Genomic DNA, 25,988 nt, shown 5'->3' on the forward strand with positions numbered 1-25,988 from the left:
TGCTTCTGTGGCGGGAAGACGCATGACCCTGCCAAGACCGCACACGGCACATTGACAAGCCTTGGGCCTTTGGCGCAGGTTGGGCGCACTCACCCGGGGGGTCTCGACAAGAGGCTGAGATACTGATCGTGCCGCAAGGCGCAGCGCAGTGACCCGATGAACCTGATCCAGTTCATACTGGCGTAGGGATGGTGCACCGGCTGCGCGGCTCTTGCCGATACGTCACAGGCGTATTCCGTTCAGCCTTTCTCCATTCGACGCGGAACTGGGTCTCCAACGCTTTGAGCACTGGAGGCTCTGACCGATGAAAGACCTTACCCCCCGCGTGACGACGGGTCCGCTGCCCGCATCGCGCCGCGTCTGGCACGCGGGCGTTCTTCACCCGCAGATCCGCGTCCCGATGCGCGAGATTGACCTGCACCCCAGCGCGGGCGAACCACCCGTGACGGTCTATGACAGCTCGGGCCCCTATACCGATCCGGCGTTGGACATTGCGATTGATGGGGGTCTTGCGCGCATCCGGGAGGCTTGGGTCGCCGCGCGCGGCGATACCGAAAGCTATGAGGGCCGCCATGTCCGGCCTGAGGATAACGGCTTGGCTGAGGGCGCGCGGCTGGTGCCCGAATTCCCCGTCCGCCACGCCCCGCGCCGGGCGACCGGGGGCCGGTCTGTCACCCAGATCGCCTATGCCCGCGCCGGGATCGTCACGCCTGAGATGGAGTTCGTCGCGATCCGCGAGAATATGGGCCGCAAGGCGGCCAAACAGGCGCTGCTGCGCGATGGCGAGAGCTTCGGCGCTGACATCCCCGATTACATCACGCCTGAATTCGTGCGGGACGAAGTGGCGCGGGGCCGGGCGATCATCCCGGCCAACATCAACCACCCCGAGGCCGAGCCGATGGCCATCGGGCGCAATTTTCTGGTCAAGATCAACGCCAATATCGGCAACTCTGCCGTCACCTCGTCGATGGAGGAGGAGGTCGAAAAGATGGTCTGGGCCACCCGCTGGGGGGCCGATACCGTCATGGACCTGTCGACGGGCCGCAACATCCACAACATCCGCGACTGGATCCTGCGCAACAGCCCCGTGCCTATCGGCACCGTGCCGCTCTATCAGGCGCTGGAAAAGGTGAACGGCATTGCCGAGGATCTGACGTGGGAGGTGTACCGCGACACGCTGATCGAGCAGGCCGAGCAGGGGGTGGATTATTTCACCATCCACGCCGGTGTGCGCCTGCACATGATCCCGATGACGGTGAACCGGGTGACCGGGATCGTCAGCCGCGGCGGCTCGATCATGGCCAAATGGTGCCTGCACCACCACCGCGAGAGCTTTCTGTACGAGCATTTCGACGAGATCTGCGACATCGCGCGGGCCTATGACGTGTCGTTCAGCCTTGGCGACGGGCTGCGCCCCGGTTCCATCGCCGATGCCAATGATCAGGCGCAATTCGCCGAGCTGGAGACGCTGGGCGAGTTGACGCAGATTGCCTGGGCCAAAGACTGTCAGGTGATGATCGAAGGCCCCGGCCATGTGCCGATGCACAAGATCAAGGCCAATATGGACAAGCAGCTTGCGGTCTGCGGCGAGGCGCCGTTCTACACCCTCGGGCCGCTGACCACCGATATCGCGCCGGGCTATGACCACATCACCAGCGGTATTGGTGCTGCGATGATCGGCTGGTTCGGCTGTGCCATGCTGTGCTACGTCACGCCCAAGGAACATCTGGGCCTGCCCGACCGCGACGACGTGAAAACCGGCGTGATCACCTACAAGATCGCCGCCCACGCAGCCGATCTGGCCAAAGGCCACCCCGCCGCGCAGATCCGCGACGACGCGCTGAGCCGCGCGCGGTTCGAGTTCCGCTGGGAGGATCAGTTCAACCTGTCGCTCGACCCCGATACCGCGCGCTCGATGCATGACGAGACCCTGCCGAAAGAGGCGCACAAGACCGCGCATTTCTGCTCGATGTGCGGGCCGAAGTTCTGCTCGATGCGCATTTCTCACGACATCCGCGCCGAGGCGCAAAAAGAAGGCATGGCCAGAATGGCCGAGAAATTCCGCGCAGGCGGGGATCTGTATATGCCGCTGGAGGACACGAAATGAGCCAATCACCCGGAACCCTGCTGGCCGCCCTGCGTGCCGAACCGCCGCTGGTGCAATGCATCACCAATTATGTCGCGATGAACATCGCCGCCAATGTACTGCTGGCGGCGGGGGCGTCGCCGGCGATGGTCTCGGACGCCGAGGAAGCGGGCGAGTTCGCGCAGATCGCGGGGGCGTTGACGGTGAACATCGGCACGCTGTCGATGCCCTTTGTCGACGGGATGCGCGCCGCGATTGGTGGCGCACAGCAGGCCAAGCGGCCTTGGGTGCTGGACCCGGTCGCCTGTCAGGCCACCGCCCTGCGCCGCCGGGTTGCCGCCGAGCTGGTGGCGCTGCGGCCGACGATCATCCGCGGCAATGCCTCGGAAATCCTGTCGCTGGTGGGTGAGGCCAGCCGGGGGCAGGGCGTCGATGGCCGCGATGCCGTCGCTGCCGCCGAGGACGGCGCGCGCAGGCTGGCACAGCAGACCGGCGGCGTGGTGGCCGTCACGGGCGCGGTGGACTTTGTGACGGACGGCACCCGCGCTGTTCGGATCAAAGGCGGCTCGCTGTGGATGCCAATGAACACGGCGCTGGGGTGTTCGCTGACCGGCCTGTGCGGGGCCTATGCGGCGCGGGCAGCCGATCCGTTTGACGCGACCGTCGCGGCGCTGGCGCATTTCGCCGTCGCCGGGCAGCGGGCGCATCCGGGTGCGCAGGGGCCGGGCAGCTTTGCGCCTCGGTTCCTCGATGCGCTGCACGCGGTGACGCCCGAGGCGCTGGACGCCGAGGCGGTGATCCACAGCGCCGAGGATGTCGCGGCGTGAAAGCGTTCGATCTATCCGTCTATCTCGTGCTCGATCCCGGCCTTTGCGCCGGGGTCGGCATGGTCGAAACCGCCCGCCGTGCTGTGGCGGGCGGGGTGACGATGGTGCAGCTGCGCGACAAGCGGGCCGATACGGCGGCGATGATCGCGACCGGTCGGGCCTTGCAGGCGGCGCTGGCGGGCAGTGGCGCGCGGCTGATCATCAACGATGATGTCGCCGCGGCGGTGGCGCTGGGGGCGGACGGGCTGCACATCGGGCAGGGCGATATGTCGGTGGCCGAGGCGCGGGCGCGCCTCGGGGCCGGGGCGATCCTTGGCCTGTCGGTCGAGACGCCGGCGCTGGCGGCGGCGGCTGACCCCGCGCTCGTGGATTACATCGGCGCGGGGCCGGTCTTTGCCACGCCGACCAAGACCGACCACAAGCAGCCCATCGGCTTTGACGGGCTGGCCGCGCAAGTGGCCGCAAGCCGCCTGCCCGCCGTGGCCATCGGCGGGCTGAAAGCGGCGCATGTCGCGCAGGTGATTGCGGCGGGTGCGCAAGGGCTGGCCGTGGTCTCGGCCCTTTGCGGGCAGCCTGATCCTGAGGCGGCGGCGCGGACGCTCGCGCAGGCCGTGGCGCAGGCGCGGCGGTCAGTCTGAGGGTCAGCGTTCCGCCGCTTCCCGTCGCGCCACTCTCAGAAGGCGGTGACCAAAAGCTTGATCGCAAGGATCGCAAGCAGGCCCAGGATCACGCGATCAAAGACTTCCTTGGGCAGATGCCGCACCAGACGCGCGCCCAGAGGCATCGCCGCGGTCAGCGGGATCAGTGCGGCCGCCGACAGCAGCGCGCGCTCGGGCGTCAGGAACCCGTAGCCGATCAGCATCGGGATCTGTACCACCCCCAGACCGATGAAAAACGTCGAAACGGTGGGAATGAAGGCCGCGCGATCCAGTTTCATCGCGCTCAGAAACGTGACCGATGCCGGGGCGGACAAGCCGGACGCGGTTTGCAGCATCCCGGCGATAAACCCGACCGGCGGGGCCAGTTTCACGGCCTTGGGGTAGGGCAGAATCCAATGCGGGCGCAGAAGGCGAAAACCGATGTAGAGAAGGACAGCACCCGCGACGCCGAGCGGTAGCAGATCCGTGGGGGCATTGGCCAGAACCCAGGTGCCACAGGCCGCGCCCAGCATGCCAGCCAGCGTGAAGGGCACGACAAAGCGCAATGGCAACAGCGTCTTGCGATAGGCCCATGCCTGCCAGATGTTGGGCAGGATATTCGGGATCGAGAAGATCACGATGGCAAAGCGCACGTCGAAATAGATCGCCAGCAACGGCACCGCGATGATCGGAGCGCCGACGCCGGTCGCGCCTTTGAGAATACCGCCTAGCGCGAAGCCGATGGCGATGACGGTAATGGTTTCAATCAGTTCCAGTGTCATGAAGGCTCGCTGCTATGCCCTGCGGCACGGGTGAGAATCCGGGTGGCATCCGTGGCATCGCTGCCCGACCAGGCCACATAGTGATCCGGGCGCACGAGCACCAGCGGCGCTTCATAGCGCGCGCCAGCCGCGCCGCCGTGCGGCTGTTGGACAAGGGTCAGCGGGATGCCTGCCGCGTCGGCGGCACGGCGAAAGGCCTGCGTCGCCTCGGGTGGGGCACCGAAGGCCAACAGGGTGAACCCGCGGCCCAATGTGTCGAAAACCGCGCGCCCATCGTCCAGCGTTGCCGGTGCAAGGTGATGCCCGCCCCGGGTGGCAAACTGATGCGTCCCGCGCGCGTCCGGGTGTCCCGGCGCGCCGGTCACGAGGGGCGAGCCCTGATAATTGGGCGCGAAAGACATCACTTCGCTCGATCCCTCGTTCCGGCTGTCCCACGCCTTGCGGAAGGCCGCCTCGCCCTGCTCTTCGGGGCTGTGGGCGTTGAGGAAATCGCGGTCTTCGCGGATGAAACGCTCGATGAAATGCTCGGCTGTGCCCTTGAAAACCGGCTGGCGTTCCGCGCTGTAGCTGTCGAGCAAGGCGTCCCCGGCCCAGCCTTCAAGCGCGGCGGCCAGTTTCCAGCCCAGGTTGCGCGCGTCTTCCAGCCCGGTATTGACCCCGTAGCCGCCATAAGGCGGGTGCGAATGGCAGGCGTCGCCCGCGATGAAAACGCGCCCTGCGCGGTAGGTGTCTGCCAGCGCGATGCGCAGATCCCAAAAGCCGATATGTTCGAACTCGACACCAATCGGCGCGCCGACCGCCTGTTCCAGATAGGCCTTGAAGTCGAAGTTCTCTCGCGTCGTGCCGACCGGGACCGGCGCGTGGAAAAACCACGTCGTGCCCAGATCGACCCGGCCAAAGAACAGCCAATAGCCTTCAAGCGCGCGGTCCAGCACGCAATAGAACTGCTTGCCGGGATAGCGTTTGAGGTGATCATGCAGATCGGTCGATTTGAACACCAGCAGGACCATCAGCTTGTCATGTTCCGAGCTGGTTTGCACGATGCCGACGGCCTCGCGGATCGCTGAGCGTGCGCCGTCGCACCCGACGACGTAGCGGCCTGTCACTGTGGCGGGGTTGCCTTGGGCATCGGCGAGCGTGATCGTCGCACTCTCGGCGGTCTGCGCGACATCCCGGGCGGTCCAGCCAAGCGCCATGTCGACGCCCGGCAGTTCAGCGGCACGCGCGCGCAGGACGGCTTCGGTCTGGTACTGCGGCAGGCGTTCATTGGCGGCGTTGTAATAGGGCGCGACCAGATCGCGTTGCAGCCAGTCGTAGTGATACCCCGACAACAGTGTGCGATACGCGGTCATGCCGCCAATCGCATAGCCCTGAGGCACGGTGCGGGCCGCGCGGATCTCGGCCTCGCATCCCCAGGACTGAAAATGCTCCATCGTCCGCTGTGTCAGGTTCTGGCCCCGGGGCACCTGATGGAGTGTGGCGTGGTGTTCGATCAGGGCGACCGAGTGGCCGCGTTGTCCCAGCTCGATGGCCAGCCCGGTGCCGACCGGGCCGCCACCGACAATCACCACGTCATAGGTTTTTGAGAAATCAATCATGGCTTGGTCCTGTTTCAGAGTTTCAGACCCAGAAGCGCCACGGCATTGTCCTGAAACAGTTTGCGGCGCAGCGCATCGCTGATCTCCATGTCTTCGATGATGCGGATGGTCTCGCGGATATACATTGGCCCGCCTTCGGGATCGAACGGCGCATCCGAGGCAAACAGCACCCGGTCCTCGCCAAAGAAGGAAATCGCGTGCTCGATCGCCTGACGGGAGCCAAAGGTGGCGGTGTCGGCGTGGAACTCTTTGAAATAGTCCAGATGCGGTCGCTTGAGGGATGTCAGCACCGGCTTGAGATCGCGGTCCGTGGTGCGTGCGCCCATCTGATCCCAGCCCGGCCCGACGCGCCCTTCGAAATAGGGCACCATGCCGCCTGCGTGATGGGTGATGACTTTCAGGCCGGGAAAGCGGTCGAAGAACCCCGAAAACACCATGCGCGCCATCGCGGCCGAGGTTTCATAGGGCCAGCCAAAGGTCCACCAGATCTCGTATTCCGAGCGGGTCTCGTTCTTGTAATCCGAAAACCCCATCCCGCGCGCGGGATGCAGCCAGACCGGCTTGCCTGCCTTGGCCATGTAGTCAAAGAACGGGGCGTATTGCGCCAGATCCACCGGGTCACCGGCGATGTTGGTAAAGATCTGCATGCCGACAGCGCCCAGATCTTCGATGGCGCGGCGGCATTCGTCGATGCAGGCGTCCATGTTGTTCATCGGTGCGGTGCCGATAAAGCCGGGAAAGCGGTCGGGGTATTTCTGGCACAGCTCGGCCATCGCATCCGAACCGATCCGGCTCAGTTCGAGCGCCTTTTGCGGACCCGCCAGCAGTTCCAGCGGCGGCGACGCCAGCGACAGGATCTGCACGTACTCAGGCCCGAACAGATCCATCACCGCGAAGCGGCGGTCGAGATTGGTCATCATCGGAACCTGACCCGAACGGTTGGTGATATCGCTCATCGTGCCGATGTGATCGATCAGCGCCTCGTAGAAGGGCGTGGGCCAGATATGGTTGAAGACATCGATCTTTTTCATGGTCGCTCCGTTTCGGACATTGGTCTCAGGCATTGGCCGCCCGGCGCGGGGGATCCTGATCCGTGCGCCGCTGGCCCAGATCGGCGGACAAAGCCGCAGCATGGCGCATGATGTCCGAGGCGATCGCATCCAGCCGCTCAGGCGTCACTTCATGCCCGGCGATGGTGACCGTCAGCGCTGCAATCGGTGCTTGCCCCGCGTCAAAGACCGGGGCCGACACACCGATCACGCCGGGTGTGACCTCGCCATGGGCGGTGGCAAACCCCGCGCGGCGTACCCGGCGCAGCGTGGCCAGCACCTCGTCGGTGGTGCGACCCAGACCGACGCTCGACATTTCGGCCAGATTGTCCTCGACCATCGTCTGCAGCTGGCGGCTTGGCAGCCATGCCATGATCGCCCGGCTGATCGCACCCCGGGCCAAGGGCATCGGCCGTCCGCGCGGATACGAGGACAGCGGATGCGGGGTCGAACACTCGGACGCGACGCACAGCAGTTTGCTGCCATACCAGCGCACCAGAAGGGCCGAACAGGGGTAGGCTTGCGTCAGGGATCGCAGGATGGACTGCCCGGACGCGACCAGTGGATCGGATTTGCGCATCAGATAGTCCAGCTCGACCATGCGCGGGCCCAAGGTAAAGCCCGCTCCGGGCTGCGAGATCAGCAGCCCAGATTCGCGCAGGGACTTGAGATAGCGATAGAGCGTCGGGCGCGAATAGCCCAAGGCGGCCATCAGATCCTCAGGCGTCCATTCCAGACGATCCTCGGTGAACAGATCGAGGATCGCAAGAATGCGGTCAGCGCTGTTGGTGCCGCTCATGCTGCCCCCGGTGGCGAGCCGTTTGCGTTTGATGATCTCGAAGGCCATCACCGCGATCCCGCCAGCGACGCCGAACAGATCGGACACCTCGGCCCCCGGGAACGCCCCTGCAGGGATCAGCGCGAGCAGGCCGAAGGCGGCAAACAACCCGCGCATCGTCCCCGACAGCCGCCGGGCAAAGTACCCGGCGAACGCAGCCGAGATCAGCCAGACGCCCATCACGGCAGTGATGATCGCGATGGCGATATCGACAGGGGCGCCGATCATGATCAGCGTCGGCGAGAACACGAACAACACCGGGATCACATAGGCCGACCAGCCAAACCGCATCGCCGCCCAGCCCGTCGCCATCGCCGGCGCGCGCGCAATCGAGGCTGCCGCAAAAGCGGCAAGCGCGATGGGCGGGGTGATCATCGACATCATGCCGAAGTAAAGCACGTACAGATGCGCGGCGATCGGTTCGATGCCAACCTGCACCAGCGCAGGCGCAACCAGAGCGGCAAGCAGCACATAGACGCCCAACGTCGGCAGGCCCATGCCCAGAATGATGCACACGATGGCCGAGAGTGCCAGCAACGCGATCACCGACCCGCCACCGACCTGCACCAGCAGATAGGTCAGGTTGAACGACAGGCCGGTCACGTTCAGCGCCCCGATCACAAGGCCCGAGGCGGCGGAGATCAGGATGATCTCGACCACTGCGTGCCCGGTCGAGGCCAGCGTGCCGATCAGCGCGCCGATCTTTGGCCGCTCGCCCTGATAGCCAAAGACCAGCGCCGTCAGCATCAGCGACAACGCGCCCAGCAGCGCCGCTTTCTCTGGCTGCCAGCGCATCACGAACAGCGCATAGATCAGCACGGCAAAAGCAAAGACGAAATGCAGGCCAAAGATCACGCCCTTGCCCGAGGGCAGGGAGTCCTTGGGGACCGGGGCGATGTTCAGCCGCGCGGCCTCAAGATCGGCCTGAATGAACAGGGCGACGTAATACAGGATCGCCGGGACAAGGGCGGCGACGACGATGGTCGAATAGGGCACCGACAGGAACTCGGCCATCAGAAAGGCCGACGCGCCCATCACCGGCGGCATCAGCTGCCCGCCGGTTGAGGCGACGGCCTCGATCGCGGCGGCCTTGTGCGCGGGGTAGCCGTCTTTCTTGATCATCGGGATGGTGATCACGCCGGTTCCGACCACATTGGCCACCGCCGAGCCCGAGATCGAGCCGAAAAGCCCCGAGGCCAGAACGGCGATCTTCATCGAGCCGCCGCGAAACCGGCCCATACCCAGCATCGCTGCGTCGGTGAAAAAGCGGGTGCCGCCAGTCGTGGCCAGCAACGAGCCGAACAGGATAAACGTGATCACCACAGTCGCGGCGACCGAAATGGGCAAGCCAAGGATGCCATTGGAATCAAACGCCATATACCCGGCCAGCAAATCCCAGGGCTGGGCACGGCCCTGCAGGCGTCCGGGGATGTAATTGCCGAACATGGCATAGATCAGAAAGGCGGCGATGATGATCACCAGCGCCCAGCCCGTGGCCCGGCGCAAGGCTTCCAGCACCAGAAGCGTCACGATCAGACCCGGCAGCCAGACGGCCATGGGGCGGCTGAAGATCTGAAGCACCAGTTGCGGGTAGTTGACGGTGATATAGAGCATCGTGGCCATGGCCAGAACCGCCAGCGCCAGATCATGCCAGGGCAGGGTGATGCGTTGTGACGTGCGCCGTGCAGGATAGCTCAGGAAGGCCAGCGGCAGTGCCATCGACAGGATCAGCGCAAAGAATTGCTGCGGGTAATAGCTGACACCCAGATAGCGCGGCACGTTCAGCGCCCACGCGCAGGCGATGAGGATCAGCAGAGCGGCCAGCCCGTTGGCCACAGGACGCCAGAGCTGGGGAGAGAGGCCGCGAACGGCCCCTCCGGTACTGGTTTCGGACATCTGCCGCCCTCAGTTCAGGCCGGCTTCGGTGAAGAACCGAAGCGCACCCGGGTGGAACGGAACCACGCCGGGATCACCGTGCATGCTTTCGGGGTCGAAGGCGCCAAACGGCGGGAACACGGCGATCATGTCGTCGCGCCCTTCGTACATCGCCCGGGCCATGGCGTAGACCACGTCATCGGACACGCTGGCATTGGTGAAGAGCACTTGCGGGAACGAGATATAGACGCCGTCCTCAAGCACACCGGGCGCGGATCCGGCCGCCATCGTCACAAAGGACGCGGTGGGCCAGAAAGCCCGCGCTGCCGCGAGCCCGGCCTCGGACGAGATCCGTTACGGTCAGAGCGCGCAAGCCGCCAACGGCCGCATCCGCCTCGCGAACCTTGCCAGCGCCATGGGCAAAGATGAAGCCAACGGCGTCACCCGAGATGAAGGCATCGGCACCGGCAACCACCGATGCGACGTTGACGCCGGTCATCTCGTCCCGCGTCATCCCGGCAGTTGCATAGATCGCATCGAGCTGCGGCAGGATGGTGTTCTGGGCAGTGTAGCCATCCGTCATCGGCTGCCCGCGCAGGTCTTCCAGCGTCATGATATCGCTGTCGGCCCGCACAAAGATCGCTTCATTGAGCGGCATCAGCATGCCGACGATCCTGAGGTTGGGGTTCTGCACACCGCTCCACCACGCCTCGCCAGAGAAGGCGTAGTTGACCTCTTGCAGGTTGGCGACGCCGAATTCGATCCCGCCCGAATTCAGGTAGGGAATGAACTGGTTGGGGCTGGTCGCGGGTTGGATGGTGGTGTTGAGCCCGGCATTGTTGGCCGCGTTCGCGACGGCGGTGCCAATGTTGTAAAACAGCGACCCCGGGTTCGAGGTGGCGATACCGACGGTTTGACCGGACGCCACCGTTGCAGCCAGTCCAAGTCCCAAGCCCGCCGCGATGAGTGTTCTGAGCATGTCTTCCTCCCTAGTGTTTTCGTTGACCGAGAATTCGGCAAGAATCTCCCCCGGTGAGACTGGAAGACTACCGGTGTTGGCCTTTTAGGCAAGCTTGAATCCGTCTCACGCAGGGAACGCTGCGGGCGAGGTTATGGTATGGTGCGATTTTGGGGTCGAATTTCACACCGAAGGGGCCACAATCGGACCCGACGCGCAAGGTCTGGTGGGGATTTTGCCGAGGGAGGTAGCGTCAAAAATCTTGATAAATGAGATTGAGAAGGGCGTGCATGGGCTGCACCAAAATCACCAACCCCATGTCGGCGCGAAGCTTGTCAAAGGAGTTTGGTGTTTCCCGCGCCGGATAGTGCGTCGGTGCAGGACATTAAGCCGTCACACATCGCTCGACCCTGGCGGTGAAGAACCGCGCCGCCGCGCGTCTTGTTCTTCCGACCAGCTTGGATACGTGCGCGCTGTCGCGCCCTTACAACGTTCAGCCTGCAATGCGCAGCGGGCAGGACGCTTGACGGTCAACTAAAGGGGGTGCCGAAAAAATGTTCAAGACCAAGGGTGTGGCTGACATCGCCAGTAGCCGAGAGCATCGGCAGATCGTCGCGGATCGTGCGACGGCCCCACAGGCGCGACACGCAGGGCTCCACCACTACTGGTGTCGCCAAGGCGTTCATTTCACACAAGGAATGAGTTGGCTGGGGCGGTAGGATTCGAACCTACGGTACACGGTACCAAAAACCGATGCCTTACCACTTGGCCACGCCCCAACTGCGGCGGTATTTACCCAACAGGCATGGGGGCCGCAAGAGGGGCTTGGGAAAAAAATGTGACAGTTTGTGCGACGGCACGGGCGTCGCGCTGCGCGGCCCTGAGAAACTTGGAAAAGAACGCGGCCTGGGGGCGCAAATTTTTTGCCAGGGGGCGACAAACTGGGGGTCTGTCACCCCGGTCAACCCGCTGAAAAGCGCCGACACAGACCCGCGACCCACGCGAATCTCTTCCATCACCTGCGGCTGGACTTCGCTTTGCCCACAACCCGCCGTCGCGTGACTGTTCAGTCACGCCTGCGCAGTGTACGAGGGCGCGATTGTTGGAGGCAGTAGCAATGTGGGATGTGATCGTACTGGGCGCAGGGGCCGCGGGGCTGATGTGCGCCATCGAGGCAGGGCGTCGTGGGCGGCGCGTGCTGGTGCTGGATCACGCCAAGGCACCGGGCGAGAAAATCCGCATCTCGGGCGGCGGGCGGTGCAATTTCACCAACCTGCAGATCGCGCCCGAGCGTTTCTTGTCACAAAACCCGCGCTTCGCCCTGTCCGCCCTGCGCCGCTACACCCAGCGCGATTTTATCGCGCGCATGGATCGGGCGGGAATCGCGTGGCATGAAAAGACGCTGGGCCAGCTGTTCTGCGACGGCTCGGCGCGGCAAGTGGTGGACATGCTGCTGCGCGATCTGGCCGAAGCCGGGGGCGAGCTGCGGCTGGGTGTTTCGGTCAAGGCTGTGCGGCCGGGGTATGAGGTCGAGACGGATCAGGGCGTGCTCAAGGCTGCGTCTGTCGTCGTGGCGACGGGCGGCAAGTCGATCCCCAAGATGGGCGCGACCGGTATGGGTTACCAGATCGCCGAGGCTTTCGACCTGCCGATCATCGAGCCGCGCCCCGGTCTGGTGCCGCTGACCTTCACCGATGCGCAGCTTGACGGGATGAAGGCGCTGGCGGGCGTCAGTGTGCAGGCGCGCGTCGGGGTCAAGGGGGCGAAGATCGCTTTCGAGGAGGGGATGTTGTTCACCCACCGGGGCTTGTCCGGCCCGTCGATCCTGCAGATCTCCAGCTACTGGCGCGAGGGGCAGGAGATCACCGTCGATCTGGCCATGGGCCGCGATCTGGGGGCAGAGGCGCAGGCGGCACGCGCTGAGCGCGGCGCGCGTGAACTGGCGAATGCGCTGGATCTGCCCGACAAGCTGGCGCGCGCGATCACCGAGCGCGCCGGGCTCTCGGGCAAGCTGGCCACCCAGTCCAAGGCCGCGCTGCACAGCCTGAGCGACGCGACCCACCGCTGGCACCTGACCCCGGCGGGCACCGAGGGATGGCGCACCGCCGAGGTCACGCTGGGCGGCGTGGATACCACCGCGCTGGACGCCAGGACGATGCAGGCGCGCGCCGTGCCGGGCCTCTATTTCATCGGCGAGGTGGTCGATGTGACCGGCTGGCTGGGCGGGTATAATTTCCAGTGGGCGTGGTCCTCGGGCTGGGCGGCGGGGCAGGCGGTCTGAGGCGCGCTTTGCCGCGGCGCGCTTGCTTGCGCGGCGGCGCGGGCGGCTGTAAGCGGGCAGGATGAAGGTGAACACGATGAAAGAGCTGTCGACCGAGCTGGGGCAGGTGCCTCTGGTGGTCCTCACCCGCCCGCAAATGGGCGAGAACATCGGCGCGGCGGCGCGGGCGATGCTGAACTTTGGTCTGGAACACATGCGCCTTGTCGCGCCGCGCGATGGCTGGCCGAATCCTGCCGCCACGGCGATGGCCTCGGGCGCCAGTGTGGTGCTGGATCATGCCGGGGTCTTCCCCGATGTCGGCGCGGCCGTGGCAGATTGCGATTATGTCTATGCCACGACCGCGCGCAGCCGTGGGCTGGTCAAGCCGGTGCTGACGCCCGAAACCGCGATGGCCGAGGCCCGCGCGATGATCGCGGCGGGCAAGCGGGTGGCGGTCTTGTTCGGGCCGGAACGCGCGGGGCTTGAGAATGACGACGTCGCCCATGCCAACGCTATCATCACCGTGCCGGTGAACCCCGGTTTCTATTCGCTCAATCTGGCGCAATGCGTGCTGCTGACGGCCTATGAGTGGATGCGTCAGGGCACCGATGTGCCCGGCATGCGGCTGGATCTGGCCGGCACCGATCTGGCCAGCGCGATCGAGCTGGAAAAGCTGGGCGACCATTTCGAGGAAAAGCTCGAAGCGGCCAACTTCTTTCACCCGCCGGAAAAAGCGCCTTTCATGAAGATGAACCTGCGCAACATGCTGGGGCGCTGGGGCATGACCCGGTCCGAGGCCCAGACCCTGCACGGGATCTTGCGGCAACTGGTGCGCGGGCGCTCTTGAAGCCCTGAGGCCCCGGTCCTAATTTGGCGCGAACCAAGGAGCCTGCGCATGGCGAAACGCCCGATATTCGAGGAAACCGCCGCACCGGCCACCGCCCCTGCGCCCCGCGCCGGGATCGAAGCCCCCAAGGGCGCGCGCCGGGCAATCCAGATCTGGCTGGGCCTGCTGTTTGTCATGGTGCTGGCGATGATCACCGTCGGCGGCATGACCCGGCTGACGGACTCTGGCCTGTCGATCACCGAATGGCGGCCTTTGTCCGGCGCGCTGCCGCCGATGTCGCAGGCAGACTGGCAGTCGGAATTCGACCTCTATCAGCAGATCGACCAGTTCCACCTGCTTAACGCCGACATGACGCTGGGCGAGTTCAAGCGCATCTACTGGTGGGAATGGTCGCACCGGCAGCTGGGTCGCGCGGTCGGGCTGGTCTGGGCGGTGGGTTTCCTGTTCTTCTGGGCAACCAGGCGCATTCCCAGCGGCTGGACCGGGCGGCTGATCCTGCCCGGTGCGCTGGGGGGCGTGCAGGGCGCGATTGGCTGGTGGATGGTGTCCTCGGGCATCACGCAGGGCGACGGCGTGACCTCGGTCGCCTCTTACCGACTGGCGCTGCATCTGGGGCTGGCCTTTGTCATCCTCGGCGTGATCGCGTGGTACACGCTGCTGCTGGGCCGACCCGAGGCGCAACTGTTGCAGGCGCGCCGGGCGCGCGAGGCCAAGCTGTTCTCGATGTCCACCGGCCTGATGCACTTTGCCTTCCTGCAGATCCTGCTGGGCGCGCTGGTTGCGGGCATCGACGCGGGCCGGGGCTATACCGACTGGCCGCTGATGGCGGGCGGGGTCTTTCCGCCGGGCATGTGGGACCTGACGCCGGTCTGGCGCAACCTCTTTGAAAATGACGGCACAGTGCAGTTCATCCACCGTGTCTCGGGCTATCTGGTGGCGATTTTCGGCGTCGTGGTCTGGGCGCGTGGGCGTCGCAGCGCCTATGGCGACACGCGCAAAGCCTTTCACATGGTCCTGGGCGCGCTGTCCTTGCAGATCGTGCTGGGCATCGTCACCGTGATGTACGGCGCGCCGCTGGAACTGGGCATCGCGCATCAGTTGATGGCCGTGCTTTTGTGGGTGCTGATCATCCGTGCCCGTTATCTGGCCCAGTATCCGCTGGGCCGCACCATCCGGGGGCCGCATGAGCGCTTTCGACAACATCGCCGCGCATGAGCGTACAAGCTGGTCGCTGGCGCAGGTCATGGGCCGTCTGGGCTGGGATCAGGAAACCGTCATGCCGCGCGGCGCTGCCGAGCAGCGCGGCGAGGAAATGGCCGCGCTGGAGGAAGTGCTGCACGCCCGCCGCACCGATCCGCAACTGGGGGAATGGCTGGCCGAGGCCGTCGCACCGGACGCCAAGGGCGAGGCTCTGCTGCGCCACGTCCGCCGCTCTTACGGGCGCAACACCCGCGTACCGGCCCGGCTCGCCTCGGAACTGGCCCGCGTGACCTCGGTTGCGCAGAGCACCTGGGCCGAGGCGCGCGCCAAGGATGACGTCGCCCATTTCCTGCCAACGCTTGCGCGGGTGATCGCGTTGAAGCGCGAGGAAGCCGCCGCGCTGGCGCAGAACGGCGATCTTTACGACGCGCTGCTCGCTGATTACGAGCCGGGGATTACCGGCGACGAAATCGGCGCCATGTTCGCCCGGATGCGCCCGCGGTTGGTGGCGCTGCGCGAAAAGGTGCTGGGGGCGGCGTACCAACCCAAGCCGCTGACCGGCAGCTTTGGCCGCGAGGGTCAGCTGCGGCTAAGCACCAGGCTGGCGCAGATCTACGGCTATGACTTCGCGCATGGTCGTATCGACATGGCCGTGCACCCGTTCTCGTCGGGCTCGGGCGGCGATGTGCGCATCACCACGCGGGTGGCCGAGACTGACCCGTTCAACTGCCTCTACTCGACCATCCACGAGGTCGGCCACGCCTGTTACGAGCAGAGCATCGACCCCGACTACCGCTATTCGCCGCTGGGCGAGGGGGTCTCGATGGGCGTGCACGAAAGCCAGAGCCGCATCTATGAGAACCAGCTTGGCCGCTCCAAGGCGCTGACCGGCTGGCTGCACGACCAGATGAGCGCCGAATTCGGCGATCTGGGCATGGACCCGACTGCCTTCTACGGCGCGGTGAATCGGGTGCAGCCGGGCTATATCCGTACCGAATCCGATGAGGTGCAGTACAATCTGCACATCATGATGCGCTTCGATCTGGAACGCGCGCTGATCGCGGGCGATCTGTCGCCCGGCGATCTTGAAACGGCGTGGAACGACCGCTTCCTTGCCGATTTCGGCGTGGCGGTGGACCGGCCCTCGAACGGCATGCTGCAGGATGTGCACTGGTCGGTGGGGCTGTTTGGCTATTTCCCCACCTATTCGCTGGGGAATGTCTATGCTGGCTGCCTGATGAAAGCCCTGCGCGCCGATCTGCCCGACATCGACGCAGCACTGGCCGCCGGTCAACCCACCGTCGCCACCGCCTGGCTGCGCGAGAAGCTGCAACAACACGGGGGCTTGCGTGAACCGCGCGACACGATCACGCAGGCCTGCGGTTTCGAGCCGGACGAGGGGCCGCTGCTGGACTACCTGGAAGCAAAATTCGGCGCCATTTACGGCGTGTAACGCAGCGGGGCCAGCCCCGCACCCCGCTTAAGGGGGGCACGCCCCCTTAAGGATCCCCGTGGATATTTAACAGAGCAAAGAGCGGACTTAACGAAAGGTTAACGCGCCTCTTTGCTCTTCAAATATCCCGGGGGTGAATTCGCTGAAAGCGAAGAGGGGGCTGGCCCCCCTGCCTCAGTAGCCCGCAGGCGCGACGAGGGTTTTGAGCGCGGCCAAAGGATCGTCCTGCCCCCAGATCTCATCGCCGATGGCGAAGAAATCGGTGATCGGGGTCAGGGTCTCGACCAGCGCCTGCGTCAGCGCGCCTTCGGCGACGACCGGCACTTCGATCACTTCCGACCACCACGAGAACAGCTCGATATCCGCCACGCCGCCGGTCCCCAGCCCGGTCTCGCCCATTGGCCCGAAGGCGACGTAATCCGCCCCGGCCTCGGCCGCCGTCAGCCCGTCATGGCGCGAGGTGCCGCAAGCGGTGCCGATGATCGCGTCATCGCCCAGCGTCTTGCGCAGCTTGCGCAGGTCGCGCGCGCCTTGCGGCAGGTGCACACCGTCCAGACCCAGCCGTTCGGCCAGCACCACGTGACGCTCGATGACCAGCGCGATGTCACGGGCATGCGCCACTTCGCGCAATGCATCCGCGGCGCGCGAGATTGCGTCCTCGTCCTGCCCGGCCATCGCCAGACGCAGGCAGGCGACCTCGACCCCGTCGAGCACCCGCGCAAGGCGCGGTGCAAAGACGTCGGGATCAAACGCGGCGGGCGTGATCAGATAGAGCTGCGGGCGTTCGGGGGTGGTGTCGGACATCGGGGAAACCTCGGGCAATTCGGCCCTCAATAGACGCGCCCGGCGAGGCGCGCAATGCTCCTCGGCCGGGCGGTTCCGTTTCGGCGGCTCTCAGTTGCCGGCGCTGGTCATCTTGCGGGTCTCGATGACATGCTCCAGCCAGCCCAGTTTCATTTCGGGCACCGAGGACAAGAGCAGATCGGTGTAGTCATCGAAGGGCGGTGCCAGCACGTCGCTTTTGGGACCGTAACGCTGCACGCGGCCCCGGTACATCACCGCGATGCTGTCGGCGATGGCACGGACGGTGGCGATGTCATGGGTGATGAACAGATACGCCACCCCCTCGCGCTTTTGCAGATCGAGCAGCAGCTTGAGGATGCCATCCGCCACCAGTGGGTCCAGCGCCGAGGTGACCTCGTCGCAGATGATCAGCTTGGGCTTGGCTGCCAAGGCGCGGGCTATGCACACGCGTTGCTTCTGACCGCCCGACAGCTCGGCCGGGTAGCGGTCGCCAAACCCCTTGCCCAGCTCGATCGCGTCGAGCAGTTCCTGCACGCGGGTGTCGCGCGCCTTGCCGCGCAGGCCGAAGTAGAATTCCAGCGGCCGTCCGATGATTGCCGCGACCGTCTGGCGCGGATTCATCGCCACATCGGCCATCTGGTAGATCATCTGCAACTCGCGCAGTTCCTCGCGCGAGCGGTTTTTCAGCGCCGGGGGCAGGGGCTTGCCGTCGAACAGGATCTCTCCCTTGCGGGGTGGCAACAGCCCGGTGATCACCCGCGCCATCGTCGACTTGCCGGACCCTGACTCGCCCACCAATGCCAGCGTCTGGCCCGGATGCACCTCGACCGAGACATCGCTGAGCACGTCCTTGCCGATCAGACCATAGCGGGCGCTGACGTTCTGCACGGTCAGCAGCGGCGCGGGGCTGGGCAGCTTTTCCTTGTGGTCAATCGAGCGGACCGAGATCAGCGCCTTGGTGTAGTCTTCGCGCGGCGCTTCGATGATCTGCTGGACTGTGCCATGTTCGACCATCTTGCCTTGACGCAGCACCATGATCTCATCGGACACCTGCGCCACCACCGCCAGATCGTGGGTGATATAGAGCGCGGCCACGCCGGTTTCGGCAATCGCCGTCTTGATCGCGGCCAGCACGTCGATCTGCGTGGTCACGTCCAGCGCCGTCGCCGGCTCATCAAAAATCACCAGATCCGGCTTTGGGCACAGCGCCATCGCCGTCATTGCCCGCTGCAACTGTCCGCCCGAGACCTGGTGCGGATAGCGGCGGCCAAAGGTTTCAGGGTCAGGCAGCGACAGGGTGCGGAACAGATCGACGGCTCGGGCCTCGGCCTCGGATTGTGACATCAGGCCATGATGCAGCGTGGCCTCGATGACCTGTTCCATCAACCGCTTGGCCGGGTTGAACGCGGCGGCGGCGGATTGCGCGACGTAAGTGACCTCGCGCCCGCGCAAGCTGCGCAGAGTTCCCGCCCCGGCACCGCGGATCTGGCGACCATTGAGCACGATCTCCCCGCCCGACAGCCGGATACCACCGCGCCCATAGGCCAGAGCGGCCAGCCCGATGGTGGATTTCCCCGCCCCGGATTCGCCGATCAGCCCCATCACCTTGCCGCGTTCCAGCGTCAGTGAGACGTCATCGACGATCACCGCATTGCGGGGCTTTTCGCCCGGTGCGTAGATCGTCGCTTCGATACGCAGGTTCTTGATCTCTAAGAGAGTGTCAGCCACCACGGCCTCCCTTCAGGCTGGTGGTGCGGTTGAGCGCCCAGTCAGCCACCAGATTGACCGAGATCGACAACGTGACGATGGCAATGGCCGGGATCAGGGCCGCCGGGATGCCATAGACGATGCCTTCACGGTTTTCCTTGACGATGCCACCCCAATCCGCCGACGGCGGCTGAATGCCCAGGCCCAGGAACGAGAGGGTCGAGATGAAGAGAATCGCGAAGATGAAGCGCAGGCCCAGTTCGGCGACCAGCGGCGACAGGGCGTTTGGCAGGATCTCGCGGAAGATCACCCAGCGCTGGCCCTCACCGCGCAGACGCGCAGCCTCGACGAAGTCCATCACGTTGATGTCCACCGCCACGGCCCGCGACAGGCGGAACACGCGGGTGCTGTCCAGCAGACCCATGACCAGGATCAGCACGGGCAGGGTGACGGGCATCACCGACAGCACCACCAGCGCAAAGATCAGCGTCGGGATAGACATGACCAGATCGTTCAGGCGCGACATCACCTGATCGGTAACGCCGCCATACACGGCTGCTGTGAAGCCCAGAATCGAGCCCAGCGTGAACGACACCGCCGTTGCCATGGTGGCGACGAAGATCGTTGTCTGGCCGCCATAGATCATGCGGGTCAGCAGGTCGCGCCCCAGATTGTCGGTGCCCAGCCAGAACTGGCTCGAGGCCGGTTCCCAGACATCGCCGACGATCTGCGACATGCCATAAGGCGCGATCCACGGCGCGAAGATCGCGGCCAGAAAATACAGCCCGGTGATGAAAAGCCCCAGAAGGGCGGAAATCGGTATGCCCTTCATTTAGGATGCCTCAATCTTGGGTTGGACAGGATCGACACGATGTCGGCGGTCAGGTTCAGGCCGATGTAGATGGTCGCAAAGATCAGCCCGCAGGCCTGCACGACCGGCACATCACGTTTGGACACATGGTCGACCAGATACTGCCCCATGCCGGGATAGACAAAGACCACCTCGATCACCACGACGCCGACCACCAGATAGGCAAGGTTGATCATCACCACATTGACGATCGGGGCGATGGCGTTCGGCATGGCGTGGCGGGCGATCAGGGTCAGGCGGCGCAGGCCCTTCAACTCGGCGGTTTCGATATAGGCCGATTGCATGACGTTCAGGATCGCCGCGCGGGTCATGCGCATCATATGCGCCAGAACCACCAGCGTGAGCACCATGGCAGGCAGGGCGACGGCGTTCAGCTTTTGCCAGAACGACATCGAGCTGTTGATGTTGGACACCGAGGGGAACCAGCCCAGCTTGACCGCGAAGATATACATCAACACATAACCCAGCAGGAACTCGGGCAGCGAAATCGTGGTCAGCGTGATCGCCGAGATTAGCTTGTCAGGCCAGCGGTCCCGGTAGCGCACGGCCACAAGGCCGAGCAGGATCGCCAGAGGGACCGAGATCACAGCGGCGACCGACGCAAGAAAGAGGGTATTGCCCATGCGTTGACCGATCGAGTCCGCGATATCGCGTCCGTTCGACAAAGCGACACCAAGGTCGCCGTGCACCGCATTGTAAAGCCATTCAAAATATCGGATATAGGCGGGCCGGTCGAGGCCCATCTCTGCGCGCATATTGGTCAGGGCTTGCTCGGTCGCCCCTTGCCCAAGGATCGCTTGAGCCACGTCTCCCGGCAGGATCTGCGTACCGATAAAGATCAGCACCGACGCTGCCAGAAGAAGCAGGAGACCCAGCGCAAGGCGCTGGATCACCACTTTGAGGATCGGATGCATCGGCGCTTACGTCGCCGACCACATCATGATGGGGGCGCGCCCGGCCATCAGCTCGGCCGAGGGGTTCGCCTCCCAGCCAGCAATCTGGTCGTTATGCGCGTCGATGAAATCGTTGAACATCGGCGCAATCAGGCCGCCGTCGTCGCGCACCATCGTGCCCATTTCGCTGTAGATCGCCTTGCGGCGCGTCTGGTCCAGCTCGCCGCGCGCTTCGATCAGCAGGCTGTCGAACCGGTCGTTGAAGAAGCGCGTGTCGTTCCAGTCAGCGTTCGACAGATAGGCGGTCGAATACATCTGGTCCTGCACCGGACGGCCCCCCAGTACGAGGCGCTGAACGGCTGCACGTTCCAGGTTTCCGACCAATAGCCGTCACCCGGCTCGCGGATGATCTCCAGCTCGATCCCGGCGGCGGCGGCGCTTTCCTGAAACAGCTGGGCGGCATCGATGGCGCCCGGGAAGGCCACTTCCGAGGTGCGCATCTGGATCGGACCGGAATGGCCCGAACGCTCGTAGTGGAAGCGTGCCTGATCGGGGTCATAGGTGCGCTGCGGGATGGTGTCATCGAACAGCGGATAGGCGGCGTTGATCGGCATGTCGTTCCCGACCGAGCCATAGCCGCGCAGGATCCGCTCGACCATGTCTTCGCGGTCGATGGCCAGTTTCAGCGCCATGCGCAGGTCGTGGTTGTCGAAGGGCGCGGTGTTGCAATGCATGATGAACACATAGTGCCCGCGACCGGCGGTGGATTGCACCGACACGTTCGGCGCGCGCGCCAGCAGACCGGCAACCCGCGGCTCGACGCGGTTGATCAGCTGCACCTGACCCGATTGCAGCGCCGAGTTGCGCGCTGTCGCGTCGTTGATCACCAGGATCTCGATGCTGTCGAAGTGGCCGACGCTGGGATCCCAGTGGTTGGCGAATTTTTCCATGACGTGACGCACGCCCGGCTCGTTCTCGGCCCATTTGTACGGGCCGGTGAAGATACCGGCGTTCGGATCATCAAAACCGCCATTTGGCTGAATGACCAGGTGATAATCGGCCAGCAGGTAAGGAAGGTCGGCGTTCGGCGTCGTGGTTTGCAAAACGACCCAGTCGCCCTCGACCGAGATGGACGACACGCCCCGCATGATGCCCAGCGCGCCCGACTGCGGATCCTCGTTCGAGTGGCGGCGCAGGGTTTGCGCGACGTCCTCGGCGGTCAGGGTCTGGCCGTTGTGGAACTCGACCCCGCTGCGGATCTTGAAGCGCCAGGTCTGCGCATCCGCCGAGGCATCCCATTCTTCGGCCAGCTTGGGCACCAGATTACCCTGCGGGTCGATGATCAGCATCGTCTCGCCGGTGCAATAGCCATAGGTGAAAGGCACCTGGCTGGCGGCCTGTGCCGGGTCCAGCGAGTTGGTGCTTTCGCCCCCCTGCATGCCCATCACCAGACGGCCACCGCTGCGCGGTCCCTGGGCCAGAACGGCCTTGGACAGCAGCCCGGTGGCCGCAGTGCTGGCCACGCCGAGCGCGGCGGCACGCCCGAGAAAGGCGCGGCGGTCCAGTTTGCCGCGGGCAGCGCGCGCAAGCAGATAGCGGAATTCGTCGTTCATCGGTTTCTCCCTGGGAAGGCTTCGTTGAGGAAGCGCATCGTGTTGAACACCATTAGTGGCGCCCGATTTTTGTTGACTGATAAATCAATAACAGCGGATTTGCGCAGCAATCAACGATTATGTTGCCGGTAACTGTAACAATCATACGTGGGTGCGCGCAACACGCGTACTAAAATTTCTTTCGATGATTTCCGGTACTTCCGAGCCGTCCTTGATGTAAGCGGTGACCGTCGCCTGCAAGATCAGCGCCTCGGCGTCGCAGGTTTGAGTCGCTTTCACCTCGGTTTGCACGCTCCACGTGTCGCGCTGGAAGCTCTGCGTCCAGACAACTTCCGCCCGTGCGGCGAGCGGATCTTCGGGGTGAGTCTCCCATGTTTCGACCATCGTGTCATGGGTGCGCAGCCCGTGGTCGGGGTTCTCGGCTTCGCCACTGTCAGCGCTGACGATCAACCGCTCAACGCCGCTCAGCAGGTCGATCTCGCGCCGCCGCGCGTCGCGGCCGGGCGTGAGCGCGATCAGCCTCGAGGCGGGCACGTCCTCGGGCTCGGCAAAGGTCCAACCCGGTGCCGCGCCGGTATAGCGCGGCAGATCCAGCGCGCCGCCGGTAAGGTGCAATGCAACCTTTGCGGGTGAGGGCCAGACGAACGGCCAGTAGCTGTTGGACAGCGCCAGTCGCAGCCGGTGGCCGGGCGCGAGGTCATAGGCGCATTGATCCAGCGTCACGGTGACCGTGATCGCCTTGCCGGGAACCAGCGGTTCGGGGGGATCGCAGCGGTGGTGCAGGTTCAGCATGCCATGCGCGATTCGGGTCGAAGACCCGTCCGGCGCGACATCGCACAGCCGTGCGACCAGAAAGCCAAAGGGCTGATCGGCGCTGAGCGTCACCGTCAGGCGCGGTGCGCCCAGCAGCTGCACGCCATCGGGGCAGGGGTGTTCAAAGCACACCGACAGCGCGTCATCGGCGCGCTGATCGCCGGGCATCTCGGCGTTCAGACCCATGGGGAAGAACTCGCCCGAGGTGATGCCCAGCGTTTGCGGCGTGGCAATCGTCACATCGGGTGCCCCGTCGCCGCCAAGCACACCGCCTGCCCCCAGGGGCAGCGTCAGCGGCTCAACGTCAGGCGAGGGCAGGCTCGCCGCGATCCAATAGCCGGGCCGTTCGGCCGCCGAGGCATCGGGTGGCGCGCTGGTCAGCATATAGGCGCGGTAATTGGGCCAGCTCTCGGCCCCGTTCTCAACGCCTTTCAGCCAGCGATCCCACCATGTCTTCATCTCGGACAGGAACCCGATGCGCGGCGCGGGCACGGCGGTGTGGGGATACTGGTGGACCCAGGGGCCAACGATCGCCTTGCCCATCGCAATGTTTTCAACAAGATGCGCGGGGGCGTTCATGTAATTGTCGTTCCAGCCGCCCACCGTCAGCACGGCAGCTTTCATGCGGGTGTAATCCTCGCACACTGACCCATGCTTCCAGTAGCCATCACGCGCCTGATGGCTGGACCACAGTTCCGTCAGGTGCGGCAGCGTAGCAAGACGCTGGCGGAAATCCTCGCGCCAGTCCGCCCGCAACAGCGGGTCAGCGGGGCGCGAGGCGTAGGACAGCATCAAAGAGCCCCAGCCGAAATTCTCCCCCAGCAGGCAGCCGCCCTTGTAGTGGATGTCATCGGCAAAGCGGTCCACCGTGGCGCAGACGCTGACCACGGCCTTCAGCGCAGGCGGGTTCAGGAAGGCGGTCTGCAGGCAATTGAACCCACCCCAGCTTTTGCCCATCATCGCGACCGCGCCGCTGCACCAGTCCTGCGCGGCGATCCACGCGATCACGTCGCAGGCGTCCTGCAGCTCTTGCGCCGAATATTCGTCGTCAAACACCCCCTCGCTGTCGCCATTGCCGCGAATATCCACCCGCAGGCAGGCGTAGCCCTGTGCCGCCATCCACGGGTGGATCGTCTCGTCGCGGGGCAGCGTGTTGTCGCGTTTGCGGTAGGGGATGTATTCCAGAACGGCAGGAACGGCAGGTCCATTCGCCGGTCGCCAGAGCCGCGCGGACAGGCGCGTGCCATCGGGCAGGGGGATCATAAGGTCGTCTTGGTCGATCAGGTCCACGAAGTTCTCTCGGTTGGCGTGTGATGAGCCGACGCTACTCTGCGCGGCAATGCTTGGCAAATTGCGACGCGGGTGATGGCTGAACACGACAGCTTGGCCTTGCCAAGCGCGATTTCGCGTCGATTATTGCGAAGAAACAAGGCGGGGGCGATGATGGACGATCTGTTGGACAAGGGCGCGCTGGCGCAAGCGGCGGCGCTGGAGTCGCGCGCGGTCTCGGCCGAGGAGCTGATGCAGGCGACGCTGGCGCGGATCGCTGCGCGCAACCCGGCGGTCAACGCCATCGTCAGCCTGCGCGACGAAGACGCGCTGCTGGCCGAGGCACGCGCAGCCGACAACGCGCCGCGCAAGGGCTGGCTGCACGGGCTGCCGATGGCGGTCAAAGATCTGGCCAATGTCGCCGGACTGCCGACCAGCATGGGCTCGCCGATCATGGCAGGCCAGATGGCACGCAAGGATGATCTGCTCGTCGCCCGGATGCGCGCTGCGGGCGCGCTGTTTATCGGCAAGACCAACACGCCCGAATTCGGTCTGGGCTCGCACACCTTCAACCCGGTACATGGCGCGACGGGCAACGCCTATGATCCGACGCGCAGCGCCGGGGGGTCGTCAGGCGGCGCGGCGGTGGCGCTGGCGTGCAAGATGGTCGCGGTCGCCGATGGCTCGGACATGATGGGCAGCCTGCGCAACCCGGCGGGCTGGAACAATGTCTACGGCTTCCGCCCCAGCTGGGGCCGGGTGCCGGATGAGGCACAAGGCGACACGTTCCTGCACCCGCTTGCCACCAACGGCCCGATGGCGCGCAACCCGCGCGATCTGGCGGCACTGCTCGAGGTGCAGTCGGGTCCGGTGGCGGGTCGCCCCTTCACCCTGCCGAAGGAACCCTATCTGTCGCGCATCGACGCCGATATGCGCGGGCGTCGGGTGGCGTGGCTGGGCGACTGGGGCGGGGCCTATCCGATGGAGGCCGGGGTGCTGGAAACCTGCGAGGCCGCGCTCAAACGCTTTGACGCCTTGGGCGTCACGGTCGAAGCCCTGCCGGCCCCCTTTGACGCGCGCAAGCTCTGGCAGTCGTGGCTGGATCTGCGGGCTTTCGCCAATGCCAACCGACTGGGACCGCTCTATGGCAATCCCGTCTGGCGCAAGCAGCTGAAAGCGACGGCGATCTGGGAGATCGAGACGGGCCATTCCCTGACCCTTGCCGCGGTGCAGGCGGCCAGTCTGGCGCGCTCGGAATGGTATGCGCGGGCGGCAGAGCTGTTCGACAGCTTTGACGCCCTGATCTTGCCGACAGCGCAGGTCTGGCCTTTCCCGCTTGAGGTCGAATACCCGACCGAGATCGCCGGGCTCCCCATGGACACCTATCACCGCTGGATGGAGGTGGTGATCCCCGCCTCGCTGATCGGGCTGCCTGCGCTGGCGGTTCCGGCGGGATTCGGGGCGGCGGGGCTGCCGATGGGGCTGCAACTGATCGGGCGGCACGGCAATGACCTGGCGCTGCTGCAACTGGCCGAGGCCTGGCATCAAACCAAGCCGCAAGAGCGGGCGTTAACCTATTAATAATAAATGACTATCGCAGGCGCCGG

At 65.1% G+C, this 25,988-nt stretch carries 19 protein-coding genes, 1 tRNA gene, 1 pseudogene and 1 riboswitch; of the genes and pseudogenes, 8 read left to right on the top strand and 13 right to left on the bottom strand.

What is annotated here, in order from left to right:
* Positions 1–84 precede the first annotated feature (84 nt).
* A riboswitch (TPP riboswitch) is annotated at positions 85–207 on the top strand.
* 97 nt (positions 208–304) lie between these two features.
* Genes thiC through thiE form a run of 3 tightly spaced genes read left to right on the top strand, consistent with a single transcriptional unit; the run spans position 305 to position 3,551 of the window.
* Positions 305–2,107 (top strand): phosphomethylpyrimidine synthase ThiC, encoded by a 1,803-nt coding sequence (thiC, locus tag OKW52_RS13110; protein WP_264506115.1) that lies wholly within the window; start codon positions 305–307, stop codon positions 2,105–2,107.
* A complete protein-coding gene (gene thiM, locus OKW52_RS13115) occupies positions 2,104–2,913 on the top strand; it encodes a hydroxyethylthiazole kinase (protein ID WP_264506116.1) in 810 nt (269 codons plus the stop codon). The genes thiC and thiM overlap by 4 nt, the downstream gene beginning before the upstream one ends.
* Positions 2,910–3,551, top strand: coding sequence for a thiamine phosphate synthase (thiE, locus tag OKW52_RS13120; RefSeq protein WP_264506117.1), 642 nt, complete (start codon positions 2,910–2,912; stop codon positions 3,549–3,551). Before thiM ends, thiE begins: the two co-directional genes overlap by 4 nt.
* A gap of 35 nt (positions 3,552–3,586) precedes the next feature.
* Here the strand turns inward: thiE and OKW52_RS13125 are convergent, their stop codons facing one another.
* From OKW52_RS13125 to OKW52_RS13155, 7 genes are all read right to left on the bottom strand, one after another.
* Positions 3,587–4,333, bottom strand: coding sequence for a sulfite exporter TauE/SafE family protein (locus OKW52_RS13125; RefSeq protein WP_264506118.1), 747 nt, complete (start codon positions 4,331–4,333; stop codon positions 3,587–3,589).
* Positions 4,330–5,931: an FAD-dependent oxidoreductase gene (locus OKW52_RS13130; protein WP_264506119.1), complete on the bottom strand. Its 1,602-nt coding sequence runs from the start codon at positions 5,929–5,931 to the stop codon at positions 4,330–4,332. Before OKW52_RS13130 ends, OKW52_RS13125 begins: the two co-directional genes overlap by 4 nt.
* A gap of 14 nt (positions 5,932–5,945) precedes the next feature.
* Positions 5,946–6,962, bottom strand: coding sequence for an amidohydrolase family protein (locus tag OKW52_RS13135; protein WP_264506120.1), 1,017 nt, complete (start codon positions 6,960–6,962; stop codon positions 5,946–5,948).
* Between the two features lie 25 nt (positions 6,963–6,987).
* Positions 6,988–9,714: a TRAP transporter fused permease subunit gene (locus OKW52_RS13140; protein ID WP_264506121.1), complete on the bottom strand. Its 2,727-nt coding sequence runs from the start codon at positions 9,712–9,714 to the stop codon at positions 6,988–6,990.
* A gap of 9 nt (positions 9,715–9,723) precedes the next feature.
* On the bottom strand, positions 9,724–9,981 hold the full coding sequence (locus OKW52_RS13145) for a TAXI family TRAP transporter solute-binding subunit (RefSeq protein ID WP_264506122.1): 258 nt from the start codon (positions 9,979–9,981) through the stop codon (positions 9,724–9,726).
* The gene (locus OKW52_RS13150; protein WP_264506123.1) at positions 9,950–10,672 is read right to left on the bottom strand and encodes a TAXI family TRAP transporter solute-binding subunit; all 723 of its coding nucleotides are present in this window, start codon (positions 10,670–10,672) and stop codon (positions 9,950–9,952) included. Before OKW52_RS13150 ends, OKW52_RS13145 begins: the two co-directional genes overlap by 32 nt.
* Before the next feature lie 683 nt (positions 10,673–11,355).
* A tRNA-Gln gene (locus OKW52_RS13155) sits at positions 11,356–11,430 on the bottom strand.
* A gap of 338 nt (positions 11,431–11,768) precedes the next feature.
* On the opposite strand from OKW52_RS13155, the gene OKW52_RS13160 reads away from it, so the two are divergent.
* The 4 genes from OKW52_RS13160 (at position 11,769) to OKW52_RS13175 (ending at position 16,411) form a co-directional block, all read left to right on the top strand.
* The gene (locus tag OKW52_RS13160) at positions 11,769–12,932 is read left to right on the top strand and encodes a BaiN/RdsA family NAD(P)/FAD-dependent oxidoreductase (protein WP_264506124.1); all 1,164 of its coding nucleotides are present in this window, start codon (positions 11,769–11,771) and stop codon (positions 12,930–12,932) included.
* A 76-nt stretch (positions 12,933–13,008) separates the two neighbouring features.
* The gene (locus tag OKW52_RS13165; protein ID WP_406622259.1) at positions 13,009–13,758 is read left to right on the top strand and encodes an RNA methyltransferase; all 750 of its coding nucleotides are present in this window, start codon (positions 13,009–13,011) and stop codon (positions 13,756–13,758) included.
* A gap of 48 nt (positions 13,759–13,806) precedes the next feature.
* Positions 13,807–14,973 (top strand): heme A synthase, encoded by a 1,167-nt coding sequence (gene ctaA, locus OKW52_RS13170; RefSeq protein WP_264506125.1) that lies wholly within the window; start codon positions 13,807–13,809, stop codon positions 14,971–14,973.
* The gene (locus OKW52_RS13175) at positions 14,942–16,411 is read left to right on the top strand and encodes a carboxypeptidase M32 (RefSeq protein ID WP_264506126.1); all 1,470 of its coding nucleotides are present in this window, start codon (positions 14,942–14,944) and stop codon (positions 16,409–16,411) included. Before ctaA ends, OKW52_RS13175 begins: the two co-directional genes overlap by 32 nt.
* Positions 16,412–16,585: 174 nt before the next feature.
* Here OKW52_RS13175 and OKW52_RS13180 read toward each other — a convergent pair whose 3' ends face one another.
* The 6 genes and pseudogenes from OKW52_RS13180 to OKW52_RS13205 form a co-directional block, all read right to left on the bottom strand.
* The gene (locus tag OKW52_RS13180) at positions 16,586–17,215 is read right to left on the bottom strand and encodes a thiamine phosphate synthase (protein ID WP_127103815.1); all 630 of its coding nucleotides are present in this window, start codon (positions 17,213–17,215) and stop codon (positions 16,586–16,588) included.
* Between the two features lie 90 nt (positions 17,216–17,305).
* Positions 17,306–18,943, bottom strand: coding sequence for an ABC transporter ATP-binding protein (locus tag OKW52_RS13185; protein WP_264506127.1), 1,638 nt, complete (start codon positions 18,941–18,943; stop codon positions 17,306–17,308).
* A complete protein-coding gene (locus OKW52_RS13190) occupies positions 18,936–19,754 on the bottom strand; it encodes an ABC transporter permease (RefSeq protein ID WP_264506128.1) in 819 nt (272 codons plus the stop codon). The genes OKW52_RS13185 and OKW52_RS13190 overlap by 8 nt, the downstream gene beginning before the upstream one ends.
* On the bottom strand, positions 19,751–20,707 hold the full coding sequence (locus OKW52_RS13195; protein ID WP_264506129.1) for an ABC transporter permease: 957 nt from the start codon (positions 20,705–20,707) through the stop codon (positions 19,751–19,753). Before OKW52_RS13195 ends, OKW52_RS13190 begins: the two co-directional genes overlap by 4 nt.
* A gap of 6 nt (positions 20,708–20,713) precedes the next feature.
* Positions 20,714–22,299: pseudogene (locus OKW52_RS13200) on the bottom strand (ABC transporter substrate-binding protein).
* Between the two features lie 141 nt (positions 22,300–22,440).
* The gene (locus OKW52_RS13205; RefSeq protein WP_264506130.1) at positions 22,441–24,402 is read right to left on the bottom strand and encodes a CocE/NonD family hydrolase; all 1,962 of its coding nucleotides are present in this window, start codon (positions 24,400–24,402) and stop codon (positions 22,441–22,443) included.
* A 153-nt stretch (positions 24,403–24,555) separates the two neighbouring features.
* Between OKW52_RS13205 and OKW52_RS13210 the strand changes: the two genes are divergently transcribed.
* The gene (locus OKW52_RS13210; protein ID WP_264506131.1) at positions 24,556–25,962 is read left to right on the top strand and encodes an amidase; all 1,407 of its coding nucleotides are present in this window, start codon (positions 24,556–24,558) and stop codon (positions 25,960–25,962) included.
* Positions 25,963–25,988: the final 26 nt, after the last annotated feature.

The organism is Pararhodobacter zhoushanensis (assembly GCF_025949695.1).
GTDB lineage: Bacteria > Pseudomonadota > Alphaproteobacteria > Rhodobacterales > Rhodobacteraceae > Pararhodobacter > Pararhodobacter zhoushanensis_A.

What these genes read in the sequence shown, in the direction of transcription:
- OKW52_RS13135 (WP_264506120.1), bottom strand. Translation starts at nt 6,962, where the DNA reads ATGAAAAAGATCGATGTCTTCAACCATATCTGGCCCACGCCCTTCTAC.
- OKW52_RS13190 (WP_264506128.1), bottom strand. Translation starts at nt 19,754, where the DNA reads ATGAAGGGCATACCGATTTCCGCCCTTCTGGGGCTTTTCATCACCGGG.
- thiM (WP_264506116.1), top strand. Translation starts at nt 2,104, where the DNA reads ATGAGCCAATCACCCGGAACCCTGCTGGCCGCCCTGCGTGCCGAACCG.
- OKW52_RS13130 (WP_264506119.1), bottom strand. Translation starts at nt 5,931, where the DNA reads ATGATTGATTTCTCAAAAACCTATGACGTGGTGATTGTCGGTGGCGGC.
- OKW52_RS13145 (WP_264506122.1), bottom strand. Translation starts at nt 9,981, where the DNA reads ATGGCGGCCGGATCCGCGCCCGGTGTGCTTGAGGACGGCGTCTATATC.
- OKW52_RS13175 (WP_264506126.1), top strand. Translation starts at nt 14,942, where the DNA reads ATGAGCGCTTTCGACAACATCGCCGCGCATGAGCGTACAAGCTGGTCG.
- OKW52_RS13180 (WP_127103815.1), bottom strand. Translation starts at nt 17,215, where the DNA reads ATGTCCGACACCACCCCCGAACGCCCGCAGCTCTATCTGATCACGCCC.
- thiC (WP_264506115.1), top strand. Translation starts at nt 305, where the DNA reads ATGAAAGACCTTACCCCCCGCGTGACGACGGGTCCGCTGCCCGCATCG.
- OKW52_RS13150 (WP_264506123.1), bottom strand. Translation starts at nt 10,672, where the DNA reads ATGCTCAGAACACTCATCGCGGCGGGCTTGGGACTTGGACTGGCTGCA.
- OKW52_RS13165 (WP_406622259.1), top strand. Translation starts at nt 13,009, where the DNA reads ATGAAAGAGCTGTCGACCGAGCTGGGGCAGGTGCCTCTGGTGGTCCTC.
- OKW52_RS13140 (WP_264506121.1), bottom strand. Translation starts at nt 9,714, where the DNA reads ATGTCCGAAACCAGTACCGGAGGGGCCGTTCGCGGCCTCTCTCCCCAG.
- ctaA (WP_264506125.1), top strand. Translation starts at nt 13,807, where the DNA reads ATGGCGAAACGCCCGATATTCGAGGAAACCGCCGCACCGGCCACCGCC.
- OKW52_RS13210 (WP_264506131.1), top strand. Translation starts at nt 24,556, where the DNA reads ATGGACGATCTGTTGGACAAGGGCGCGCTGGCGCAAGCGGCGGCGCTG.
- OKW52_RS13125 (WP_264506118.1), bottom strand. Translation starts at nt 4,333, where the DNA reads ATGACACTGGAACTGATTGAAACCATTACCGTCATCGCCATCGGCTTC.
- OKW52_RS13160 (WP_264506124.1), top strand. Translation starts at nt 11,769, where the DNA reads ATGTGGGATGTGATCGTACTGGGCGCAGGGGCCGCGGGGCTGATGTGC.
- OKW52_RS13195 (WP_264506129.1), bottom strand. Translation starts at nt 20,707, where the DNA reads ATGCATCCGATCCTCAAAGTGGTGATCCAGCGCCTTGCGCTGGGTCTC.